Here is an 18,520-nt window from a genome sequence, read left to right as displayed (position 1 = left end):
GCGGTGCCGTAGATCGACAAGTGCAGTGCAATTCAGCAACACCCTGAACCTGTGGGAGCTGGCTTGCCAGCGATGAGCCGGCACGTTCAGAAGTGATGCTGTCTGAGCCACCGCCATCGCTGGCAAGCCAGCTCTCACAATGTCTGTGACTCAGTCAGGATGTGCAGGAAGTCAGCGCCGTTCGGCGATCATCAGTAACGACTGTGGCACGGGGCTTTGCGGATGCTGCGGCTCCTGCAAACCGAGCATGTGAAACCCGGCCATGTCCAGCGCGTTGCACCAGCTCGACAGCGTGCGGAAATACCACGGCATCGGCTGCCACTGGCCCTTGAACGCGGCGAACGATTCTTCACGCCAGCCATCCTGATAATTTCCGGCCGCCACGGCCCACGGATGCAGGGTCTGAATGATGATGGCGCCGCCGGGAACCAGCAACGCATGCATCGCAGCAAGCAGCGGGATGATGTCCTGATGCAGTAGCGAAAAGTTGGCACAGATCAAATCGTAATCACGGCCAACATCAATCTCGGCGTCGACCAGCGCCGCGTAACGGGCGACATGCACCTTTGTCGAACCGGCCGCACGTGCCGCCTCGATCAGACTCGCATCGCCGTCGACACCCGCCGCATCAATGCCGCGATCCGCCAGCGCGCGCAACAACCAGCCTTCGCCGCAACCCAGATCCAGCACGCGTTCCGGTTGGCGGCCCATGATCGCCAGCAGGATTGCCTGATCGGTGACCTGCTGACGGCTTTCGATGGCACCGCTGCGGATCACCTCGATCCAGGCTTCAGCGTTGGCGTGCCAGCTCTGCAACAAGGTGGATTCAAGGGAGGGCATGGCGCTGTCTCCGAAATTGTGAGCGTTCGCTTGTACGGCTGCTATGTTCAAAGGCTGAACAAAGTCTGGCAGAGGATAGACACCATGACCCCATTAACCGGCGGTTGCCTGTGCGGCGACGTTCGCTTCAAAGCCGCGGGCCAACCTTACCGCATCGGCATTTGCCATTGCCTCGACTGCCGCAAACATCACGGCGCATTGTTTCATGCTTCGGCGATATTTCCCGAGAAGGCGGTGACCGTCAGCGGGACTCTCGGCGAGTATCAAGGGCGGGTGTTTTGCCCGCGCTGTGGTTCGCCGGTACTTGCGCGTTCGGGGGATGAGATTGAAGTGAACGTCGGCTCGCTGGACGCGCCGAACCAGTTCAAACCGACTTATGAGCTGTGGACCATCCGCCGCGAGGCCTGGTTACCGGCGCTGCCACTGGCGCACCATTACGAACGTGATCGCGAAGGGACGGGCCGTACCGAGGCGTAGTACGCAGTCAAGCCAATCACCCAGTCCCCTGTGGGAGCGAGCCTGCTCGCGAATGCGGGGGGCAGCCAACCCATTACTGACTGACCGATTGCCTTCGCCAGCAGGCTCGCTCCCACACGGTTTCTGGTGTGACCGAGTATGCAGCAGGCCTCTGAAAACCTGTGGGAGCTGGCTTGCCAGCGATGGGGCCGGCACATCCACAATTGATGTTGCCTGATCCACCGCCATCGCTGGCAAGCCAGCTCCCACAATGATGTGTGTCAGCCGCGAATAAACGCCAACAAATCCGCATTGATCGTCGGCGCCTCGGTTGTCGGCATCCCGTGTGGAAAGCCCGGATACGACTTCAGCGTGCCATTTGGCAGCAGTTTCGCCGACAAAGGCCCCGAGTTCGCATACGGCACGATCTGATCATCCTCGCCATGCATCACCAGCACCGGCACGGTGACCTTCTTCAGGTCTTCGGTGAAGTCGGTCTGCGAGAAGGCAACGATCCCGTCGTAATGCGCCTTGGCGCCGCCGATCATGCCCTGACGCCACCAATTGCCGATGATGCCTTCCGAAGGTTTTGCTCCCGGACGGTTGTAGCCATAGAAAGGACCGCTGGGAATGTCGCGATAGAACTGCGCGCGATTGGCCGCCAGTTGTGCCTGAAAATCATCGAACACCGATTTCGGCAAACCACCGGGATTGCTTTCGGTCTGGACCATCAACGGTGGCACCGCGCTGATCAACACGCCTTTGGCCACGTTGTCCTGCCCATGCCGGGCGATGTAGTGGATGACCTCACCGCCGCCGGTGGAGTGGCCGACATGCACTACGTTCTTCACCCCCAGATGCTGAACCACCGCCAGCGCATCGTCGGCGTAATGATCCATGTCGTGACCGTCCCAGACCTGACTTGATCGCCCGTGCCCGCGCCGGTCATGGGCAATCACCCGAAAGCCCTGGGCCAGAAAGAACAGCATCTGTGCATCCCAGTCGTCCGAGCTGAGTGGCCAGCCGTGGTGAAAGTGGATCACCGGAGCGTCCTTCGGGCCCCAGTCCTTGTAGAAGATATCGACGCCGTCTTGAGTGGTGACAAATCCCATGTTCGCGACTCCTGACCAATGTGATGGGTGACCGCGCTCATCGCAGCCCGGTGGTGCTGGCTCGGGTGAGCGCCGTTATCAGCCAGAAGATTAAAGTCGACATTTTTACGTTGAGGCATGACCGGTGGTCGCAACGCCTGGCTTGCGGCGCAATTTGGGCTTTGCTGAAAGGGATAAGCCGAGGCGCGCACAGGCTTCGATGGCCGTAGCGACGCCCCTTCAGAACACCGTGAGTCTGAGGAAAACCCCCGATGCTGACCTTGAATATCAATGGCAAGGATCAGGAACTCGATGTGCCGGCAGACATGCCGCTGCTCTGGGTCCTGCGTGATGTGGCGCGCCTGACCGGTACCAAATTCGGCTGTGGCATGGCCCAGTGCGGCGCCTGCACCGTTCACGTGGATGGGGCACCGTTGCGTGCCTGCATCACGCCCGCCACTGCCGTGGCCAACGGCCAGAAAATCCTTACCATCGAAGGCCTGTCCACCGACGGCTCGCACCCGGTGCAGCAAGCCTGGGCCGAACTCGACGTGGTGCAATGCGGTTACTGTCAGTCCGGGCAGATCATGTCTGCCGCGGCGCTGCTGGCGAAAATCCCCCAACCCACCGACAGCGATATCGATCAGGCGCTCTCCGGCAACATTTGCCGCTGCGGCACCTATCCGCGAATCCGCGCTGCGGTGAAACGTGCGGCCGAGATTGGCTGATTGGGAGACAGACGATGAACAGTCCTGTATCGCGTCGCGGCTTTCTCAAGGGCAGTGCCGTGCTGGGTGGTGGTCTGGTGGTGGCGTTTGTCGTGCCCGGTGCCCATCGGTTTGCGCGGGCAGCGGAGAATGAAGGCAAGGTCTTCGCGCCGAATGCGTTTTTGCGCATCGCCGCCGACAACAGCGTGACGGTGTTGCTCGGGCATTCGGAAATGGGCCAGGGCATCTGGACTGGCCTGACCATGCTGATCGCCGAAGAGCTGGACGCCGACTGGTCGACGATCCGCGTCGAGCACTCGCCGGCCTCGGCGGCCAATTACGGCATGCCGGCGTTTGGCGGAATGCAGATTACCGGCGGCTCGACCTCGACCTGGATGGAGTTCGACCGATACCGGCTCGCAGGGGCCACGGCGCGGCAGATGCTGGTGGAAGCGGCGGCCAAGCGCTTCAACGTTGCGGCGTCGACGATTCGCACTGAGTCGGGCGTCGTGATTGCCGGCGATAAACGCGCGACGTATGGCGAACTGGCGGATGCCGCCGGGCAACTGCCGGTGCCGGATCCGAAGTCGATCACCTTCAAGGAGGCCAAGGACTGGAAAGTCATCGGCAAACCGACCAAACGCCTCGACACCCCGGAGAAAATCACCGGGCGCGCCAAGTTCGGCATGGACGTGCAGTTCGACGGCTTGATGACCGCGATGGTCGCGCGGGCGCCGGTGTTCGGTGCCACGGTCAAATCCTTCGAGGGGGCCGAGGCGCTGGCGGTGCCCGGCGTGCACAAAGTGGTACAGGTGCCGACCGGCGTGGCGGTGATTGCCGATCATTACTGGGCGGCGAAACTCGGGCGTGATGCCTTGAAAGTCGATTGGGACATGGGCCCGCACACTGACCTGAGTAGCCAGGGCCTGCTCGACAGCTTTCGCAAACTGGCGGCGACACCGGGGACTTCCGCCAGCCAGGCCGGGAATCCGCAGGGCAACTTCAATAAGGCGGCGAAGAAAATCGACGTCGAATACAGCGTGCCGTATCTGGCGCATGCACCGATGGAACCGCTCAACTGCACGGTGAAGATCAGCGCCGACAAGTGCGAAATCTGGACCGGCACGCAATTCCAGACCCTCGACCAGATGGTCGCCGGCAAGATCACCGGGCTCAAACCGGAGCAGGTGGAGATTCACACCGAGTTTCTCGGTGGCGGTTTCGGGCGCCGGGCCAATCCGACCTCGGACTTCGTCGCTGAAGCCGTGCAAGTGGCGAAAGCGGCCGGGATGCCGGTGAAAACCGTCTGGTCCCGTGAGGATGACATTCGTGGCGGTTATTACCGCTCGATGTTCCTGCATCAGGCGCGCATCGGCCTCGACGGGCAGGGCATGCCGTTGAGCTGGCAGCATGTGCTGGTCGGTCAATCGATCATGGCCAGCACGATGCTTGAACAGACCATGGTCAAGAACGGCATCGACGCGACTTCGGTCGAAGGTGTGGCTGACAGCCCGTATATCAAAGGCCTGGCTCATCAACAGGTCGAGCTGCATTCGCCGCAGACCGGGATCAATGTGTTGTGGCTGCGCTCGGTCGGGCACAGCCACACCGCGTTTGTCATGGAGTCACTGATCGATGAAATGGCCACGGCGGCCGGCAAGGACCCGGTGGAATACCGGCGAACGTTGCTCAAGGATCATGCGCGCCATCTCGGTGTGCTGAATCTGGCGGTGGAGAAGGCCAACTGGACAGCGCCATTGCCGGACGGGCATGCGCTGGGCGTGGCGGTGCACGAGTCGTTCGGCAGTTATGTGGCGCAGGTGGCCGAGGTCTCCCAGGACAATCTGGCGATCCGCGTGCACCGCGTGGTGTGTGCGGTGGATTGCGGGATCGCGGTCAATCCGCAGAGCATCGCGGCGCAGATGGAATCGTGCATCACCTTTGGCCTGGGCATGGCGCTGCACAGCAAGCTGACGGTCAAGGACGGCGCGGTGGTGCAATCCAACTATCACGACTATCAGGTGCTGCGCCTCAATGAGATGCCGCTGGTCGAGGTGCATATCGTGCCCAGCCGCGACAAACCCGGCGGCATCGGCGAGGCCGGTGTTCCGCCTACCGCGCCGGCGGTGGCCAACGCGGTGTATGCACTGACCGGGCAACGCCTGCGTGAACTGCCGCTGCAACTGTCGGGGGTGTGAGATGAAACGACATCTGCTGTTGGGCACGGTGATTCTGCTGGGGCTGGGCGGCTACGCTTCGGACCTGTTCGCCGATGATCAGGAGGCGCTCAAGGCGTTCGGCACGGTGCAGAAGGTGTTCCAGAGCCCGCGTTGCCAGAACTGCCACATTCCCGGCGACTCGCCGCTGCAATTCGATGCCGGCAAACCGCATGCGATGAATGTCGTGCGCGGCATGGATGGCAAGGGCGCCGCCGGTTTGCCTTGCGCCACCTGCCATGCCGAGCGCAACCCGCCCGACAGTTATGGCCCGCATGCGCCTCCGGGGGCGCCGCACTGGAGCCTGCCACCGGCGGCGCACAAGATGGCCTGGATTGGCCTGCCGCCGGACAAGTTGTGCGCGATGATCAAGGATCGTTCCAGCAACGGCGACCGTGACTTCGCCGCGCTGATCAAACATGTCAGCGACGACAAACTGGTGTTGTGGGGCTGGAATCCCGGAGCCGGGCGCGCGCCGGTGCCAGTGCCGCATGACATTTTTGTGGCCCAGTTCAAGCTTTGGGCCGATGCCGGCGGGCCGTGCCCGGTGGCGGGCGGTTGAGTGTGTGAGTCGCTGGCGATTCAAGCTACTCTAACGGTCGTTGACCCTGATGGAGTGCGTGATGCTGGCCCCGATCAAACCCGCCAATGAAGCTGTGCGAATCCAGGCATTGCACGGACTGAACGTCCTGGACTCTGCGCCCGAAGAGCGTTTCGACCGTTTGACGCGTCTGGCCAAACGGCTGTTCAACGTGCCTATTGCGTTGGTCACGCTGGTCGACAAGGATCGGCAATGGTTCAAGTCGTGCGTCGGCCTCGACGTCAACGAAACCCCACGGGATGTGTCGTTCTGTGGGCACGCGATTCTTCAGGATGAATTGCTGCTGGTGCCGGATGCCAAGCAAGACAAACGCTTTCATGACAATCCGCTGGTGACCGGCGAGCCGAACATCCGTTTTTACGCGGGCTACCCGCTGACCGTGCCCAACGGCAACAAGATGGGCACGCTGTGCCTGATCGACACCAAGCCGCGCGAGCTCGATGACGAGGAGCGCGGGCTGTTGCGCGATCTGGCCGGGATGGCCGAGCAGGAATTGATGGCGGTGCAGATGGCGAACATGGACGAGCTGACGCTGCTGTCCAACCGCCGTGGTTTCAAGGCCCTTGCTCAGTATGCGCTGGAGGCCTGCAAGCACCGGGACAAACCGGCGACGCTGCTGTTTTTCGATCTCAATGACTTCAAACACATCAATGATCACTATGGGCATGCCGAAGGCGACAGTGCGCTGAAGACTTTCGCCGACGTGCTGCGCATCGCTTTTCGCGAGAGCGACGTGGTCGGGCGCCTGGGCGGTGATGAGTTCGTGGCGCTGCTGACCGGCTCCAGTCACGTCGAAACCACGGCGATCATGGCGCGGCTCAAGGACATCCTCGACGAGCGCAATACGATGTTGCAACGCGGCTACGACATCCGCTTCAGCGTCGGCCAGATCGAATACGATCCGCAACGGCATGACACGGTGGATCGGCTGCTGGCGGATGCCGATAGCGCAATGTACGAACACAAGCAGCAATTGAAGCGCGGCCATTGAGGGCCTCAGCGCTGGCTAGCCAGCTCCCACAGATTTCGCGGCTGCCCACACAATCCAGGGACTGCACGGAACCTTGTGGGCGCTGGCTTGCCAGCGATAGCGGCCGGTCAGACGCCACACTTCTATTTGGCAAACAACTGCCCGATATCCTTGAACGCCTTGAACTCCAGCGCATTGCCACACGGGTCGAACAGAAACATCGTCGCCTGTTCGCCCACCAGGCCGTGAAAGCGAATCCCCGGCTCAATCACAAACCGCGTGCCCAGCGATGTGAGGCGTTCGGCCAGCGCCTGCCATTGCGCCATCCCCAGCACCACTCCGAAATGCGGCACCGGCACGTCATGCCCGTCCACGGCATTGGTGTGGGCAGCTTCCTGTGCAGCGTTTTTCGGCGCCAGATGAATCACCAGTTGATGGCCGAAGAAGTTGAAGTCGACCCAGTGTGCGCTGGAACGTCCTTCCTCCAGCCCGAAAACTTCGCGGTAAAAGTGCCGTGCGGCGGCCAGGTCATAGACGGGGATGGCCAGATGGAATGGGCTGAGTGACATAGGTGCGGTCTCGATCAACGGTTGGGGTGAGCTGAGTCTAGCGCTGTGCATTTCGATTGAAAGACGATAGTTTTTGCGCCGAGCTCAAATTATTTCGATCAATCGAGGTGTCCATGCTGCGTGAACTCAAGACCTTTCTGGCGGTGGCGCAGCACGGCACGTTTGCCGCGGCGGGTCTTCATGTCGGCCTGACGCAATCGGCGGTCAGCGCGCAGATCCGCAATCTGGAACAGACCCTCGGCGTAAGGCTGTTCGATCGCACCGGTCGGCAGGCGATCCTCAATCCGGCAGGACAGCGCGCGGTGCCGATGGCGCAGGAAATGCTCGCCACCTTCAGCCGCATGGCGATCAGCGAAGACGCCAGCGAGTTTCGCGGCGAGCTGAGAATCGGCGCCGTGGCCACCGCACAGACGGGGTTGTTGCCTCAGGCCTTGCTGCGCTTGCGCCAACAGGCGCCCGGCGTGGAGCCGAAACTGGTGCCGGGGGTGTCGCTGAACCTGCTGAGCCAAGTGGATGCAGGGCAGGTCGATCTGGCGGTCATGATCAAGCCGCCGTTCGAATTGCCCAAGGAGCTGTCAGCGCAGGTGATCCGACGCGAACCGTTCGTGCTGATCGTACCGCGCGGTGTCGAGGGCGATGATCCGCTGCAATTGCTCGCCGAGCATCCTCATGTGCGCTACGACCGTAACTCGTTCGGGGGGCGACTGGTGACGCGCTTTCTGCGTGAGCAGCGGATAGACGTCCACGTAGCGCTGGAGCTGGATGAGCTGGAAGCGATCGTTAAAATGGTCGAATGCGGGCTCGGGGTTTCGTTGCTGCCCATGGCTGGGCTGTGGCTGGAGCATCCGCTGAGGGTGAGAGTGATCGAACTGGGCGAGCTGAAGTTTTATCGGGAGATGGTGCTGTTGCAGCGTTACAGCCAGCGCGGCCAGCCGATTCAGCAGTTGTTCGCCCGTTGCCTGGAATCGCAGGCATGAAAAAGCCCGCCAATTGGCGGGCTTTTTATCGGCAACGCGAAGATTACTCTTCGATGTTGCCCATGGCGGTGGTGTTGAAGCCGCCGTCCACGTACATGATTTCACCGCTGATGCCCGACGCCAGGTCGGAGCACAGGAAGGCGCCGGCGTTGCCGACTTCTTCGATGGTGACGTTGCGGCGCAGTGGAGTTTGCGCTTCGTTGGCGGCCAGCATCTTGCGGAAGTTCTTGATGCCGGAGGCGGCCAGGGTACGGATCGGGCCAGCCGATACGCAGTTGACGCGGGTGCCGTCCGGGCCCAGGGAACCGGCCAGGTAACGTACGCCAGCTTCCAGCGAAGCCTTGGCCATGCCCATCACGTTGTAGTTCGGCATGGTGCGCTCGGCGCCCAGGTACGACAGGGTCAGCAGACTGCCGTTGCGGCCTTTCATCATCTCGCGGCCAGCCTTGGCCAGGGCCACGAAGCTGTAGGCGCTGATGTCGTGAGCGATGCGGAAACCTTCACGGGTGGTGGCTTCGGTGAAGTCGCCGTCCAGTTGGTCGCCCGGGGCGAAGCCGACGGAGTGCACGATGCAGTCCAGGCCGTCCCACTTCTTGCTCAGTTCTTCGAAGACCTTGGCGATTTCTTCATCGCTGGCCACGTCGCACGGGAAGCACAGCTCAGGGCTCGAACCCCAGCCCTGTGCGAACTCTTCAACGCGACCCTTGAGTTTGTCGTTCTGATAAGTGAAGGCAAGCTCAGCGCCCTCGCGATGCATGGCGGCAGCGATGCCGGATGCGATGGACAGCTTGCTGGCGACACCGACGATCAGTACGCGCTTACCGGCGAGAAAACCCATGTGTTGCTCCTCTTTCAGGTTATTGCGCAGTGGCTGGTGCCAGAAAAGCGGCTTCCAGCAACTGCTGTGTATACGAATGTTTGGGAGCGGCAAAGATGGCTTGCGCGTCTCCCTGTTCGACCACTTGGCCATGCTTGACCACCATCAGCTGGTGGCTCAGCGCTTTGACGACAGCCAGGTCATGGCTGATGAACAAATACGTCAGGTTGTACTTGGCTTGCAGTGAACGCAACAGCTCCACCACTTGCCGCTGCACCGTGCGGTCGAGCGCCGAAGTGGGCTCGTCCAGCAGGATCAGCGCCGGTTTCAGCACCAAGGCCCGGGCAATGGCGATACGCTGCCGTTGCCCACCGGAAAATTCGTGGGGGTAGCGGTGCCGGGTTTCCGGATCCAGACCTACCTCCTTCAATGCCGCAATAATCGCCGCTTCCTGCTCGGTCGCGGTGCCCATCTTGTGAATCCGCAGGCCTTCGCCAACGATGTCGCTGACGCACATTCGCGGGCTCAGGCTGCCGAACGGGTCCTGAAACACCACCTGCATCTCCCGCCGCAACGGGCGAACCTCGTTCTGCGTCAGGCAGTCTAGCTGCTTGCCCTCAAAGCGGATCGCGCCTTTGCTGCCGATCAGCCGCAAAATCGCCAGACCCAGCGTGGATTTGCCGGAACCGCTTTCCCCCACGATCCCCAGAGTCTGTCCCTGAGGCAGGCTGAAATTGATGCCGTCCACTGCCTTGACGTAATCCACCGTGCGCTTGAGCAGGCCTTTCTTGATCGGGAACCAGACTTTCAGGTTCTCGACTTCGAGCAGCGGCGCCCCGATTTTATTGGTCGCCGGGCCTCCGCTGGGCTCCGCGCCGAGCAATTCCCGAGTGTACGGATGCTGCGGCGAACGGAACAGCTCTGCGCACGATGCCTGTTCGACGATGCAACCGCGCTGCATGACACATACGCGATGCGCAATTCTTCGCACCAGGTTCAAATCATGACTGATCAGTAACAGCGACATGCCCAATCGAGCCTGAAGTTCCTTGAGCAAATCGAGGATTTTCAGCTGAACGGTCACGTCCAGGGCGGTGGTTGGCTCGTCAGCGATCAGCAGTTCCGGCTCGTTGGCCAGCGCCATGGCGATCATCACCCGCTGGCGCTGGCCGCCAGACAATTCGTGGGGCAGGGCCTTGAGACGTTTGTGCGGCTCGGGGATGCCGACCATCTCCAGCAGCTCCAGCGTGCGCTTGGTTGCGACTTTGCCGCTCAAGCCCTTGTGGATGCCCAACACCTCGTTGATCTGCTTCTCGATCGAGTGCAGGGGGTTGAGCGAGGTCATCGGCTCCTGAAAGATCATCGCGATGCGGTTGCCACGGATGTGGCGAATGGTCTTTTCGCTCAGGTCCAGCAGATTCTGCCCGGCATAGGTGATGCTGCCGGCCGGATGGCGGGCCAGCGGGTAGGGCAACAGGCGCAGGATCGAATGCGCGGTCACCGATTTGCCCGAGCCGGACTCGCCGACCAGCGCCAGGGTTTCGCCGCGCTTGATGTCAAAGCTCACGCCCTCGACCACCCGGTGCAGTCGCTCGTTGAAGCCGAACTCGACGGCGAGGTCGCGCACTTCGATCAGATTGTCCTGATTCATTTCACTTCCTCGGGTCGAAGGCATCGCGAGCGGACTCGCCGATAAACACCAGCAGACTCAACATCAGCGCCAGCACCGCAAACGCGCTCATGCCCAGCCACGGCGCCTGCAGGTTGGATTTGCCCTGAGCCACCAGTTCACCCAGCGACGGGCTGCCGGCCGGCAAGCCGAAGCCGAGGAAATCCAGCGCGGTGAGGGTGCCGATGGCGCCGGTGAGGATGAACGGCATGAAGGTCATGGTCGAGACCATCGCGTTGGGCAGAATGTGGCGGAACATGATCGCGCCGTTCTGCATGCCCAGCGCCCGCGCCGCACGCACGTATTCGAGGTTGCGCCCACGCAGGAACTCGGCGCGCACCACGTCGACCAGGCTCATCCACGAAAACAGCAGCATGATCCCCAGCAGCCACCAGAAATTCGGCTGGACGAAACTGGCGAGGATGATCAGCAGGTACAGCACCGGCAGCCCCGACCAGATTTCCAGAAAGCGCTGCCCGGCCAGATCGACCCAGCCGCCATAAAAACCCTGCAACGCGCCGGCAATCACGCCGATGATCGAGCTGAGTACCGTCAGTGTGAGGGCAAACAACACGGAAATGCGGAAGCCGTAGATCACCCGTGCCAGCACGTCGCGGCCCTGATCGTCGGTGCCCAGCAGGTTGTCCGCCGAGGGCGGGGCCGGGGCCGGGACTTTCAGGTCGTAGTTGATGCTCTGGTAGCTGTAGGGAATCGGCGCCCACAACACCCACGCGTCCTTGGCCTTGAGCAGTTCGCGGATATACGGGCTCTTGTAGTTGGCTTCCAGCGGGAATTCGCCGCCGAAGGTGGTTTCCGGGTAGCGCTTGATCGCCGGGAAGTACCAGTGGTTGTCGTAATGCACCAGCAGCGGCTTGTCGTTGGCGATCAGCTCGGCGCCGAGGCTCAGGCCGAACAGAATCAGAAACAGCCACAGCGACCACCAGCCACGCTTGTTGGCTTTGAACAGTTCGAACCGGCGGCGGTTGAGCGGGGACAGGTTCATCTCAATGCTCCCGGCTGGCGAAGTCGATGCGCGGATCGACCAGGGTGTAGGTGAGGTCGCCGATCAGTTTCACCACCAGCCCCAGCAGGGTGAAGATGAACAGGGTGCCGAACACCACCGGGTAATCGCGGTTGATCGCCGCTTCGAAACTCATCAGGCCCAGGCCGTCGAGGGAGAAGATCACCTCCACCAGCAACGAGCCGGTGAAGAAGATGCCGATGAACGCCGACGGAAACCCGGCAATCACCAGCAGCATGGCGTTGCGGAACACGTGGCCGTAGAGCACGCGGTTGCGCGTCAGGCCCTTGGCCTTGGCGGTGACCACGTACTGCTTGTTGATCTCGTCGAGGAAGCTGTTTTTGGTCAGCAGGGTCATGGTCGCGAAGTTGCCGATCACCAGCGCCGTCACCGGCAGCGCCAGGTGCCAGAAGTAGTCGAGAACCTTGCCGCCCAGGCTCAGCTCATCGAAGTTGTTCGAAGTCAGGCCGCGCAACGGGAACCAGTCCAGATAACTGCCGCCGGCAAACACCACGATCAGCAGAATCGCGAACAGGAATGCCGGGATCGCGTAGCCGATGATGATCGCCGAACTGGTCCACACGTCGAAGTGGCTGCCGTGCCGCGTGGCCTTGGCGATCCCCAGCGGGATCGACACCAGGTACATGATCAGCGTGCTCCACAGCCCGAGCGAGATCGATACCGGCATCTTCTCCTTGATCAGGTCGATGACCTTGGCGTCGCGGAAGAAGCTGTCGCCGAAATCCAGCTTCGCGTAGTTCTTGACCATGATCCACAAGCGTTCCGGGGCCGATTTGTCGAAGCCGTACATGTGCTCGATTTCCTTGATCAGCGCCGGGTCCAGGCCTTGCGCGCCGCGATAGGCGGAGCCGGCCACCGAGACTTCGGCGCCGCCACCGGCGATGCGACTGGTGGCGCCTTCGAAGCCTTCAAGCTTGGCGATCATCTGCTCCACCGGGCCGCCTGGCGCGGCCTGGATGATGACGAAGTTGATCAGCAGGATGCCGAACAGGGTCGGGATGATCAGCAGCAGTCGCCGAAAAATATACGCCAGCATCTGATTACTCCGTGCCCACAGGGTCGGCTTGCAGTTTGGTTTCGACTTCTATGGCGGGTTTCGCGTCAGGCTTGACCCACCAGGTGTTAATCCCGATGTCGTATTTGGGCGAGACTTTCGGGTGACCGATGTGGTTCCAGTAAGCCACGCGCCAGGTCTTGATGTGCCAGTTGGGGACTACGTAGTAACCCCATTGCAGCACCCGATCCAGCGCCCGGGCATGGGCCACCAGGCTGCTGCGTGAATCGGCGTTGATCAGGCTTTCCACCAGTTGATCGACGATCGGATCCTTCAGGCCCATGGTGTTGCGGCTGCTCGGTTTGTCGGCGGCGGCGCTCATCCAGAATTCGCGTTGCTCGTTACCCGGCGAGTTGGATTGCGGGAAGCTGCCGACCATCATGTCGAAGTCCCGCGAGCGCACGCGGTTGATGTATTGCGAAACGTCGACACGGCGGATCACCAGATCGATGCCGAGGTCGGCCAGATTGCGTTTGAACGGCAGCAGCACGCGTTCGAATTCGGTCTGTGCAAGGAGGAACTCGATGACCACCGGTTTGCCGCTGGCGTCGACCATTTTGTCGTCGACAATCTTCCAGCCGGCCTCTTGCAGCAGTTGATAGGCCTCGCGCTGCTGGGCGCGGATCATGCCGCTGGCGTCGGTCTTGGGGTTCTCGAAGGCTTCGCTGAACACCTGCGCTGGCAGTTTGCTGCGAAACGGTTCGAGGATCGCCCGCTGCTCGGCGTCCGGCAGGCCGGTGGCGGCCATTTCCGAATTCTCGAAATAGCTGCGGGTGCGGAAGTAGGCACCGTTGAACAGCTGTTTGTTGGTCCACTCGAAATCGAACAGCAGACCGAGCGCCTGCCGCACCCGCACATCCTGAAACACCGGACGGCGCAAATTGAAAACGAAGCCCTGCATGCCGGTCGGGTTGCTGTTGGCGATCTGTTCCTTGATCAGCCGGCCTTCGGTGACCGCCGGAATGTTGTAGGCGTTGGCCCAGTTCTTCGCGGTCATTTCCAGCCAGTAATCGAACTGCCCGGCCTTCAGCGCTTCGACGGCGACGGTGTTGTCGCGGTAGTAATCGGTGGTCATCACGTCGAAGTTGTAGAACCCGCGATTGACCGGCAAATCCTTGCCCCAATAGTCCTTGACCCGCTCATAGCGCACCGAGCGCCCGGCCTTCACTTCGGCGACCTTGTACGGGCCGCTGCCCAGCGGGATTTCCAGATTGCCCTTGGTGAAATCGCGATTGGCCCACCAGTGTTTCGGCAGCACCGGCAACTGGCCGAGGATCAGCGGCAACTCGCGATTGTTGGTGTGCTTGAACTTGAACAGCACCTTGAGCGGGTCTTCGGCGATCACCTCATCGACGTCGCTGTAGTAGCCGCGAAACAGCGGCGAACCGTCTTTGGTCAGGGTCTGGAAACTGAATACCACGTCTTCGGCGCGCACCGGATGGCCGTCATGAAAGCGCGCTTCCGGACGCAGGTAGAAACGCACCCAGCTGTTGTCCGGGGCTTTCTCGATCTTCGCAGCGATCAGGCCGTACTCGGTGAACGGCTCGTCGAGGCTGTGCTTGGTCAGGGTGTCGTAGATCTGCCCGACATCATCGGCCGGCACGCCTTTGCTGATGAACGGGTTGAGGCTGTCGAAGCCGCCGAACCCGGCCTGGCGGAAGATCCCGCCCTTGGGTGCGTCGGGGTTCACGTAATCGAACTGTTTGAAGTCCGCCGGGTATTTCGGCGGCTCGTTGTACAGGGTTACCGCGTGTTGCGGGGCGGCAATCGCCAGCCCGGCGAACAGCAGACCGCTGGCCTGCAGGAGCAGGGCACGGATGAGGGTCATTTATTGTTCTCCGAAGATTTCAGCCACCACGCGCTCAGGCCCAGGGTGTAGGGCGGCGTGGTGACGAAAGCCAACCGGTTGCGGTAGGCCAGTCGGTGATAATTGAGGTACCAGTTGGGAATGCTGTAGTGCTGCCACAGCAGCACGCGGTCCAGCGCCTTGCCGGCGGCGACCTGTTCGTCGCGGGTTTGCGCGGCGAGCAATTGTTCGAGCAGGTGATCGACCACGGGGTTGGCGATGCCGGCGTAATTCTTGCTGCCCTTGACCCCGACCTGACTGGAATGGAAGTACTGCCACTGCTCCAGGCCCGGGCTGAGGGTCTGGTTGAGGGTCATCAGGATCATGTCGAAATCGAATTGATCCAGACGCTGTTTGTACTGGGCGCGATCCACCGTGCGCAGGCGCGCATCGATGCCGATGCTGTTGAGGTTTTCGATGTACGGCTGCAGGATCCGCTCAAGGTTCGGATTGACCAGCAGCAGTTCGAAGCTCAGCGGCTGCCCGGCAGCGTTTTGCAGGCGCTGGCCGTTGAGCTTCCAGCCGGCCTCGGCGAGCAGCGCCAGGGCCTTGCGCATGGTTTCTCGCGGGATGCCACGGCCATCGGTTTGCGGCAAGGTGAACGGCTCGGTGAACAGCTTCGCCGGTAACTGATCTTTATACGGCTTGAGCATCAGCCATTCGTGCCCGACCGGCAGGCCGCTGGCGCTGAATTCGCTGTTGGGGTAGTAACTGGTGGTGCGTTTGTAGGCGTCGCTGAACAGCGCGCGGTTGGTCCACTCGAAGTCGAACATCAGGCCCAGCGCTTCGCGCACCTTGACGTCGCTGAAGGTCGCGCGTCGGGTGTTCATGAACAGGCCCTGGCTCTGGGTCGGGATCTGATGCGGGATCTGCGCCTTGATCACGTCGCCACGGCGCACCGCCGGGAAGTTGTAGCCATTGGCCCAGTTCTTCGCCTGATGCTCGATGTAGATATCGAATTCACCGGCCTTGAACGCTTCGAAGGCCACGTCGCTGTCGCGGTAGAACTCGACTTCCATGCGATCAAAATTGTACTTGCCGCGATTGACCGGCAGGTCCTTGCCCCAGTAATCCTTGACCCGCTCGAAAATCAGCTGCCGCCCCGGCGTCACCGAGGTGATGCGATAGGGGCCGCTGCCCAGCGGTGGTTCGAAGGTGGTGGCCTTGAAGTCGCGATCTTTCCAGTAATGCTGTGGCAGCACCGGCAGCTCACCGAGGCGCAGAATCAATAACGGATTGCCCGAGCGTTTCATCACGAAACGAATGCGCTGCGGGTTGAGGATGTCGACCCGTGAGACTTCCTGCAGGGCAGTGCGGTACAGCGGGTGGCCGTCCTTGAGCAGTGTTCGGTAGGAGAACGCCACGTCGTAGGCGGTGATCGGTGTGCCATCGTGGAAACGTGCTTCCGGGCGCAGATTGAACACCACCCAACTGCGATCTTCGCTGTATTCCACCGATTGCGCGATCAGGCCATAGCTCGATGCCGGCTCGTCGCCGGACGGCGAATACTGGCCGGTGCCGACCATCAGCGGCTCGTTCAGCTCATTGATGCCGTACTGCAGGAAATTCGGCGTGGTGACCGGGCTGGTGCCCTTGAAGGTGTACGGGTTGACCGTATCGAAGGTGCCGAACGCCATCACCCGCAACGTACCGCCCTTGGGCGCTTGCGGGTTGACCCAGTCGAAGTGGGTAAATCTGGCCGGGTACTTGAGCGTGCCGAACTGCGCATAACCGTGACTCTCGGTAATCGTCGCGCTTGCGGGTGAGCTCAAGGCCAGGCTGATCAGGAGCAGGAGGAGGGGACGCTTCAAGTCAGATCCGATCCAGGCGGCTTGGGCTTTGTGGGCCGTACAGTAACAGCTTGTCTGGACAGGAAAAAGATGCGGGTTAATGGGCTGTTAATCGGCGTGCAATTCTCACCCGGTTTGCATTGTAGTGAGGGGATTCATCCCCGATGGACTGCGCAGCAGGCCCCGTGGTTTTTGGAAGGCAGGGGCCGCTTCGCGCCCCATCGGGGATGAATCCCCTCACCACAAGGAATCCATCGGGGACAATAATTCGGGCAATAAAAAAAGCCCCTGAATTTCAGGGGCTCTTTGTCAGTGCGGCTGGTAAACCGTGAGCATCTGCCCAGGCTTGAGGGCCTTGCCGGCACCCGGGTTCCAGCGCTTGAGATGCTGCATCTCGACGTTGAAACGCTTGGCCACCACGTACAGGGTATCGCCGCGTTTGACCTTGTACTGGGTCTGCTGCTGGCTGTCGGCCTTGCCTTTGGTCTTGCTGTTGGCGGCAATCACCGTGTTGATCCGGCCACTGTTGCGAGCCGGGGCGCGCTTGGTGGTGTCCTGCATCACCAGGGTCTGGCCGACCTTGAGGTTTTTGCCGGTCAGCTTGTTCCAGCGCTGCAGGTCCTTGACTTCGACCTTGTTGGCCTTGGCGATGGAACCGAGGTTGTCACCGCGTTTGACCCGATAGGCGCGTTTGAGCTTTGCCACCTCGGTCGGATCGGCACCGTCGAATACCGGTTTCAGCGAACGGGGACTGATCAGTTCTTCAGGCCGCATGGTCTGCAGGCTGGCGGTCAGCAGTTGCGCCTTGGACGTCGGCACCAGCAGATGCTGCGGGCCGTCGATGGTGGTGCGTTGCTTGAAGGCCGGGTTGAGCTGGAACAGTTCGTCTTCGTCGATGTTGGCCACCGCCGCGACCTTCGACAGGTCCATGCGCTGGTTGATTTCGACGACCTGGAAATACGGTTCGTTGGCGATCGGGTTGAGGTTCACCCCGTAGGCTTCCGGGGCCAGCACCACTTGCGACAGGGCCAGCAGTTTCGGCACGTACGCCTGGGTTTCCGCCGGCAACGACGACAGGTTCCAGTAGTCGGTCGGCAGGCCGAGCTTCTCGTTGCGCTCGATGGCGCGGCTCACCGTGCCTTCACCGGCGTTGTAGGCCGCCAGGGCCAGCAGCCAGTCGCCGTTGAACATGTCGTGCAGACGGGTCAGGTAATCCATCGCTGCGGTGGTCGAGGCGGTGATATCGCGACGGCCGTCATAAAAGCGGGTCTGGCGCAGGTTGTAGTAGCGACCGGTGGACGGAATGAATTGCCACAGCCCCGAGGCGTCGGCGCGCGAGTAGGCCATCGGGTTGTAGGCGCTCTCGATCACTGGCAGCAGGGCCAGTTCCAGCGGCATGTTGCGCTCTTCGAGACGCTCGACGATGTAATGAATGTAGAGACTGCCGCGTTCGCCGGCATTCTCGAGGAAAGAAGGGTTGCTGGCGAACCACAGGCGCTGTTGCTCGATGCGCGGGTTGACGCCCAGGCCGTCCTGCAGCTGGAAACCACCGCGCATGCGCTCCCAGATGTCCTGAGGCACCTGCGGGCTGGGCTTTTCGCTCAGCCAGATCGGTTTCTGCTTGGCTCGCGCAGCAATGTTCGGCGTATGGGTCGCTTCAGTCTGCGGAGCATGGCTGGAACAGCCCGCCAATGTGGCGGACACAGCCACCGCGATGGCTTGGGCCAGGCGGGTCAACGTGTCTGAATTGACGGACTTACGTATGGATGACGACATTGGCTGGAAGTAAGTTCCGGGCAAAAATGTCGGGCGATTCTAGAAAGCGCACCCCCTGCGGTCAACCATTCAGAATTTTTGTACCAGGGGGCGAGTCAC

16 protein-coding genes are annotated in these 18,520 nt (G+C 61.4%); 6 read left to right on the top strand and 10 right to left on the bottom strand.

Translation table 11 applies throughout. From position 1 onward, the window contains the following. Positions 1-171 precede the first annotated feature (171 nt). On the bottom strand, positions 172-840 hold the full coding sequence (locus tag AC193Q_RS08615; RefSeq protein ID WP_483879427.1) for a class I SAM-dependent methyltransferase: 669 nt from the start codon (positions 838-840) through the stop codon (positions 172-174). An 84-nt stretch (positions 841-924) separates the two neighbouring features. Between AC193Q_RS08615 and AC193Q_RS08610 the strand changes: the two genes are divergently transcribed. Next, on the top strand, positions 925-1,317 hold the full coding sequence (locus AC193Q_RS08610; RefSeq protein WP_483879426.1) for a GFA family protein: 393 nt from the start codon (positions 925-927) through the stop codon (positions 1,315-1,317). 260 nt (positions 1,318-1,577) lie between these two features. Here AC193Q_RS08610 and AC193Q_RS08605 read toward each other — a convergent pair whose 3' ends face one another. Further along, on the bottom strand, positions 1,578-2,408 hold the full coding sequence (locus AC193Q_RS08605; protein ID WP_047293684.1) for an alpha/beta fold hydrolase: 831 nt from the start codon (positions 2,406-2,408) through the stop codon (positions 1,578-1,580). A gap of 251 nt (positions 2,409-2,659) precedes the next feature. Here AC193Q_RS08605 and AC193Q_RS08600 point away from each other — a divergent pair, with 251 nt between their 5' ends. The 4 genes from AC193Q_RS08600 to AC193Q_RS08585 all read left to right on the top strand — a co-directional run bounded on the left by AC193Q_RS08600 (position 2,660) and on the right by AC193Q_RS08585 (position 6,902). Beyond that, positions 2,660-3,115 carry a (2Fe-2S)-binding protein gene (locus tag AC193Q_RS08600; RefSeq protein ID WP_483879425.1) on the top strand — a complete coding sequence of 152 codons (456 nt, stop codon included), beginning with the start codon at positions 2,660-2,662 and terminating at the stop codon, positions 3,113-3,115. A gap of 14 nt (positions 3,116-3,129) precedes the next feature. Then, entirely contained in the window at positions 3,130-5,292 is a 2,163-nt protein-coding gene (locus tag AC193Q_RS08595) for a xanthine dehydrogenase family protein molybdopterin-binding subunit (RefSeq protein WP_483879424.1), read from the top strand. 1 nt (position 5,293) lies between these two features. Beyond that, on the top strand, positions 5,294-5,872 hold the full coding sequence (locus AC193Q_RS08590; RefSeq protein ID WP_041067306.1) for a hypothetical protein: 579 nt from the start codon (positions 5,294-5,296) through the stop codon (positions 5,870-5,872). Between the two features lie 61 nt (positions 5,873-5,933). Then, positions 5,934-6,902 carry a sensor domain-containing diguanylate cyclase gene (locus AC193Q_RS08585; protein WP_047293691.1) on the top strand — a complete coding sequence of 323 codons (969 nt, stop codon included), beginning with the start codon at positions 5,934-5,936 and terminating at the stop codon, positions 6,900-6,902. Positions 6,903-7,024: 122 nt separating this feature from the next. Here AC193Q_RS08585 and AC193Q_RS08580 read toward each other — a convergent pair whose 3' ends face one another. Next, positions 7,025-7,450, bottom strand: a complete 426-nt coding sequence (locus tag AC193Q_RS08580; RefSeq protein ID WP_483879423.1) for a VOC family protein — start codon at positions 7,448-7,450, stop codon at positions 7,025-7,027. Between the two features lie 113 nt (positions 7,451-7,563). On the opposite strand from AC193Q_RS08580, the gene AC193Q_RS08575 reads away from it, so the two are divergent. Beyond that, complete coding sequence (locus AC193Q_RS08575) at positions 7,564-8,427, top strand: LysR family transcriptional regulator (RefSeq protein ID WP_483879422.1); 864 nt, start codon at positions 7,564-7,566, stop codon at positions 8,425-8,427. 43 nt (positions 8,428-8,470) lie between these two features. Here the strand turns inward: AC193Q_RS08575 and fabI are convergent, their stop codons facing one another. From fabI to AC193Q_RS08540, 7 genes are all read right to left on the bottom strand, one after another. Next, positions 8,471-9,265, bottom strand: a complete 795-nt coding sequence (gene fabI / locus AC193Q_RS08570) for an enoyl-ACP reductase FabI (protein ID WP_003202751.1) — start codon at positions 9,263-9,265, stop codon at positions 8,471-8,473. 19 nt (positions 9,266-9,284) lie between these two features. Continuing rightward, entirely contained in the window at positions 9,285-10,895 is a 1,611-nt protein-coding gene (locus tag AC193Q_RS08565; protein ID WP_483879421.1) for an ABC transporter ATP-binding protein, read from the bottom strand. A gap of 1 nt (position 10,896) precedes the next feature. After that, on the bottom strand, positions 10,897-11,916 hold the full coding sequence (locus AC193Q_RS08560) for an ABC transporter permease (RefSeq protein ID WP_095668973.1): 1,020 nt from the start codon (positions 11,914-11,916) through the stop codon (positions 10,897-10,899). Between the two features lies 1 nt (position 11,917). Further along, positions 11,918-12,991: a microcin C ABC transporter permease YejB gene (locus AC193Q_RS08555; protein ID WP_025109088.1), complete on the bottom strand. Its 1,074-nt coding sequence runs from the start codon at positions 12,989-12,991 to the stop codon at positions 11,918-11,920. Positions 12,992-12,995: 4 nt separating this feature from the next. Further along, positions 12,996-14,837 carry an extracellular solute-binding protein gene (locus AC193Q_RS08550; RefSeq protein ID WP_182404356.1) on the bottom strand — a complete coding sequence of 614 codons (1,842 nt, stop codon included), beginning with the start codon at positions 14,835-14,837 and terminating at the stop codon, positions 12,996-12,998. After that, positions 14,834-16,666 carry an extracellular solute-binding protein gene (locus tag AC193Q_RS08545; protein WP_182404357.1) on the bottom strand — a complete coding sequence of 611 codons (1,833 nt, stop codon included), beginning with the start codon at positions 16,664-16,666 and terminating at the stop codon, positions 14,834-14,836. Before AC193Q_RS08545 ends, AC193Q_RS08550 begins: the two co-directional genes overlap by 4 nt. Positions 16,667-16,954: 288 nt before the next feature. Then, positions 16,955-18,421, bottom strand: a complete 1,467-nt coding sequence (locus tag AC193Q_RS08540) for a LysM peptidoglycan-binding domain-containing protein (RefSeq protein ID WP_239776487.1) — start codon at positions 18,419-18,421, stop codon at positions 16,955-16,957. Positions 18,422-18,520: the final 99 nt, after the last annotated feature.

Source organism: Pseudomonas sp. F2, assembly GCF_057174385.1.
This window is presented reverse-complemented; position numbering and strand designations above follow the sequence as displayed.

What these genes read in the sequence shown, in the direction of transcription:
- AC193Q_RS08560 (WP_095668973.1), bottom strand. Translation starts at nt 11,916, where the DNA reads ATGAACCTGTCCCCGCTCAACCGCCGCCGGTTCGAACTGTTCAAAGCC.
- AC193Q_RS08610 (WP_483879426.1), top strand. Translation starts at nt 925, where the DNA reads ATGACCCCATTAACCGGCGGTTGCCTGTGCGGCGACGTTCGCTTCAAA.
- AC193Q_RS08585 (WP_047293691.1), top strand. Translation starts at nt 5,934, where the DNA reads ATGCTGGCCCCGATCAAACCCGCCAATGAAGCTGTGCGAATCCAGGCA.
- AC193Q_RS08540 (WP_239776487.1), bottom strand. Translation starts at nt 18,421, where the DNA reads ATGTCGTCATCCATACGTAAGTCCGTCAATTCAGACACGTTGACCCGC.
- AC193Q_RS08550 (WP_182404356.1), bottom strand. Translation starts at nt 14,837, where the DNA reads ATGACCCTCATCCGTGCCCTGCTCCTGCAGGCCAGCGGTCTGCTGTTC.
- AC193Q_RS08555 (WP_025109088.1), bottom strand. Translation starts at nt 12,991, where the DNA reads ATGCTGGCGTATATTTTTCGGCGACTGCTGCTGATCATCCCGACCCTG.
- AC193Q_RS08590 (WP_041067306.1), top strand. Translation starts at nt 5,294, where the DNA reads ATGAAACGACATCTGCTGTTGGGCACGGTGATTCTGCTGGGGCTGGGC.
- AC193Q_RS08605 (WP_047293684.1), bottom strand. Translation starts at nt 2,408, where the DNA reads ATGGGATTTGTCACCACTCAAGACGGCGTCGATATCTTCTACAAGGAC.
- AC193Q_RS08565 (WP_483879421.1), bottom strand. Translation starts at nt 10,895, where the DNA reads ATGAATCAGGACAATCTGATCGAAGTGCGCGACCTCGCCGTCGAGTTC.
- AC193Q_RS08575 (WP_483879422.1), top strand. Translation starts at nt 7,564, where the DNA reads ATGCTGCGTGAACTCAAGACCTTTCTGGCGGTGGCGCAGCACGGCACG.
- AC193Q_RS08595 (WP_483879424.1), top strand. Translation starts at nt 3,130, where the DNA reads ATGAACAGTCCTGTATCGCGTCGCGGCTTTCTCAAGGGCAGTGCCGTG.
- AC193Q_RS08580 (WP_483879423.1), bottom strand. Translation starts at nt 7,450, where the DNA reads ATGTCACTCAGCCCATTCCATCTGGCCATCCCCGTCTATGACCTGGCC.
- fabI (WP_003202751.1), bottom strand. Translation starts at nt 9,265, where the DNA reads ATGGGTTTTCTCGCCGGTAAGCGCGTACTGATCGTCGGTGTCGCCAGC.
- AC193Q_RS08615 (WP_483879427.1), bottom strand. Translation starts at nt 840, where the DNA reads ATGCCCTCCCTTGAATCCACCTTGTTGCAGAGCTGGCACGCCAACGCT.
- AC193Q_RS08600 (WP_483879425.1), top strand. Translation starts at nt 2,660, where the DNA reads ATGCTGACCTTGAATATCAATGGCAAGGATCAGGAACTCGATGTGCCG.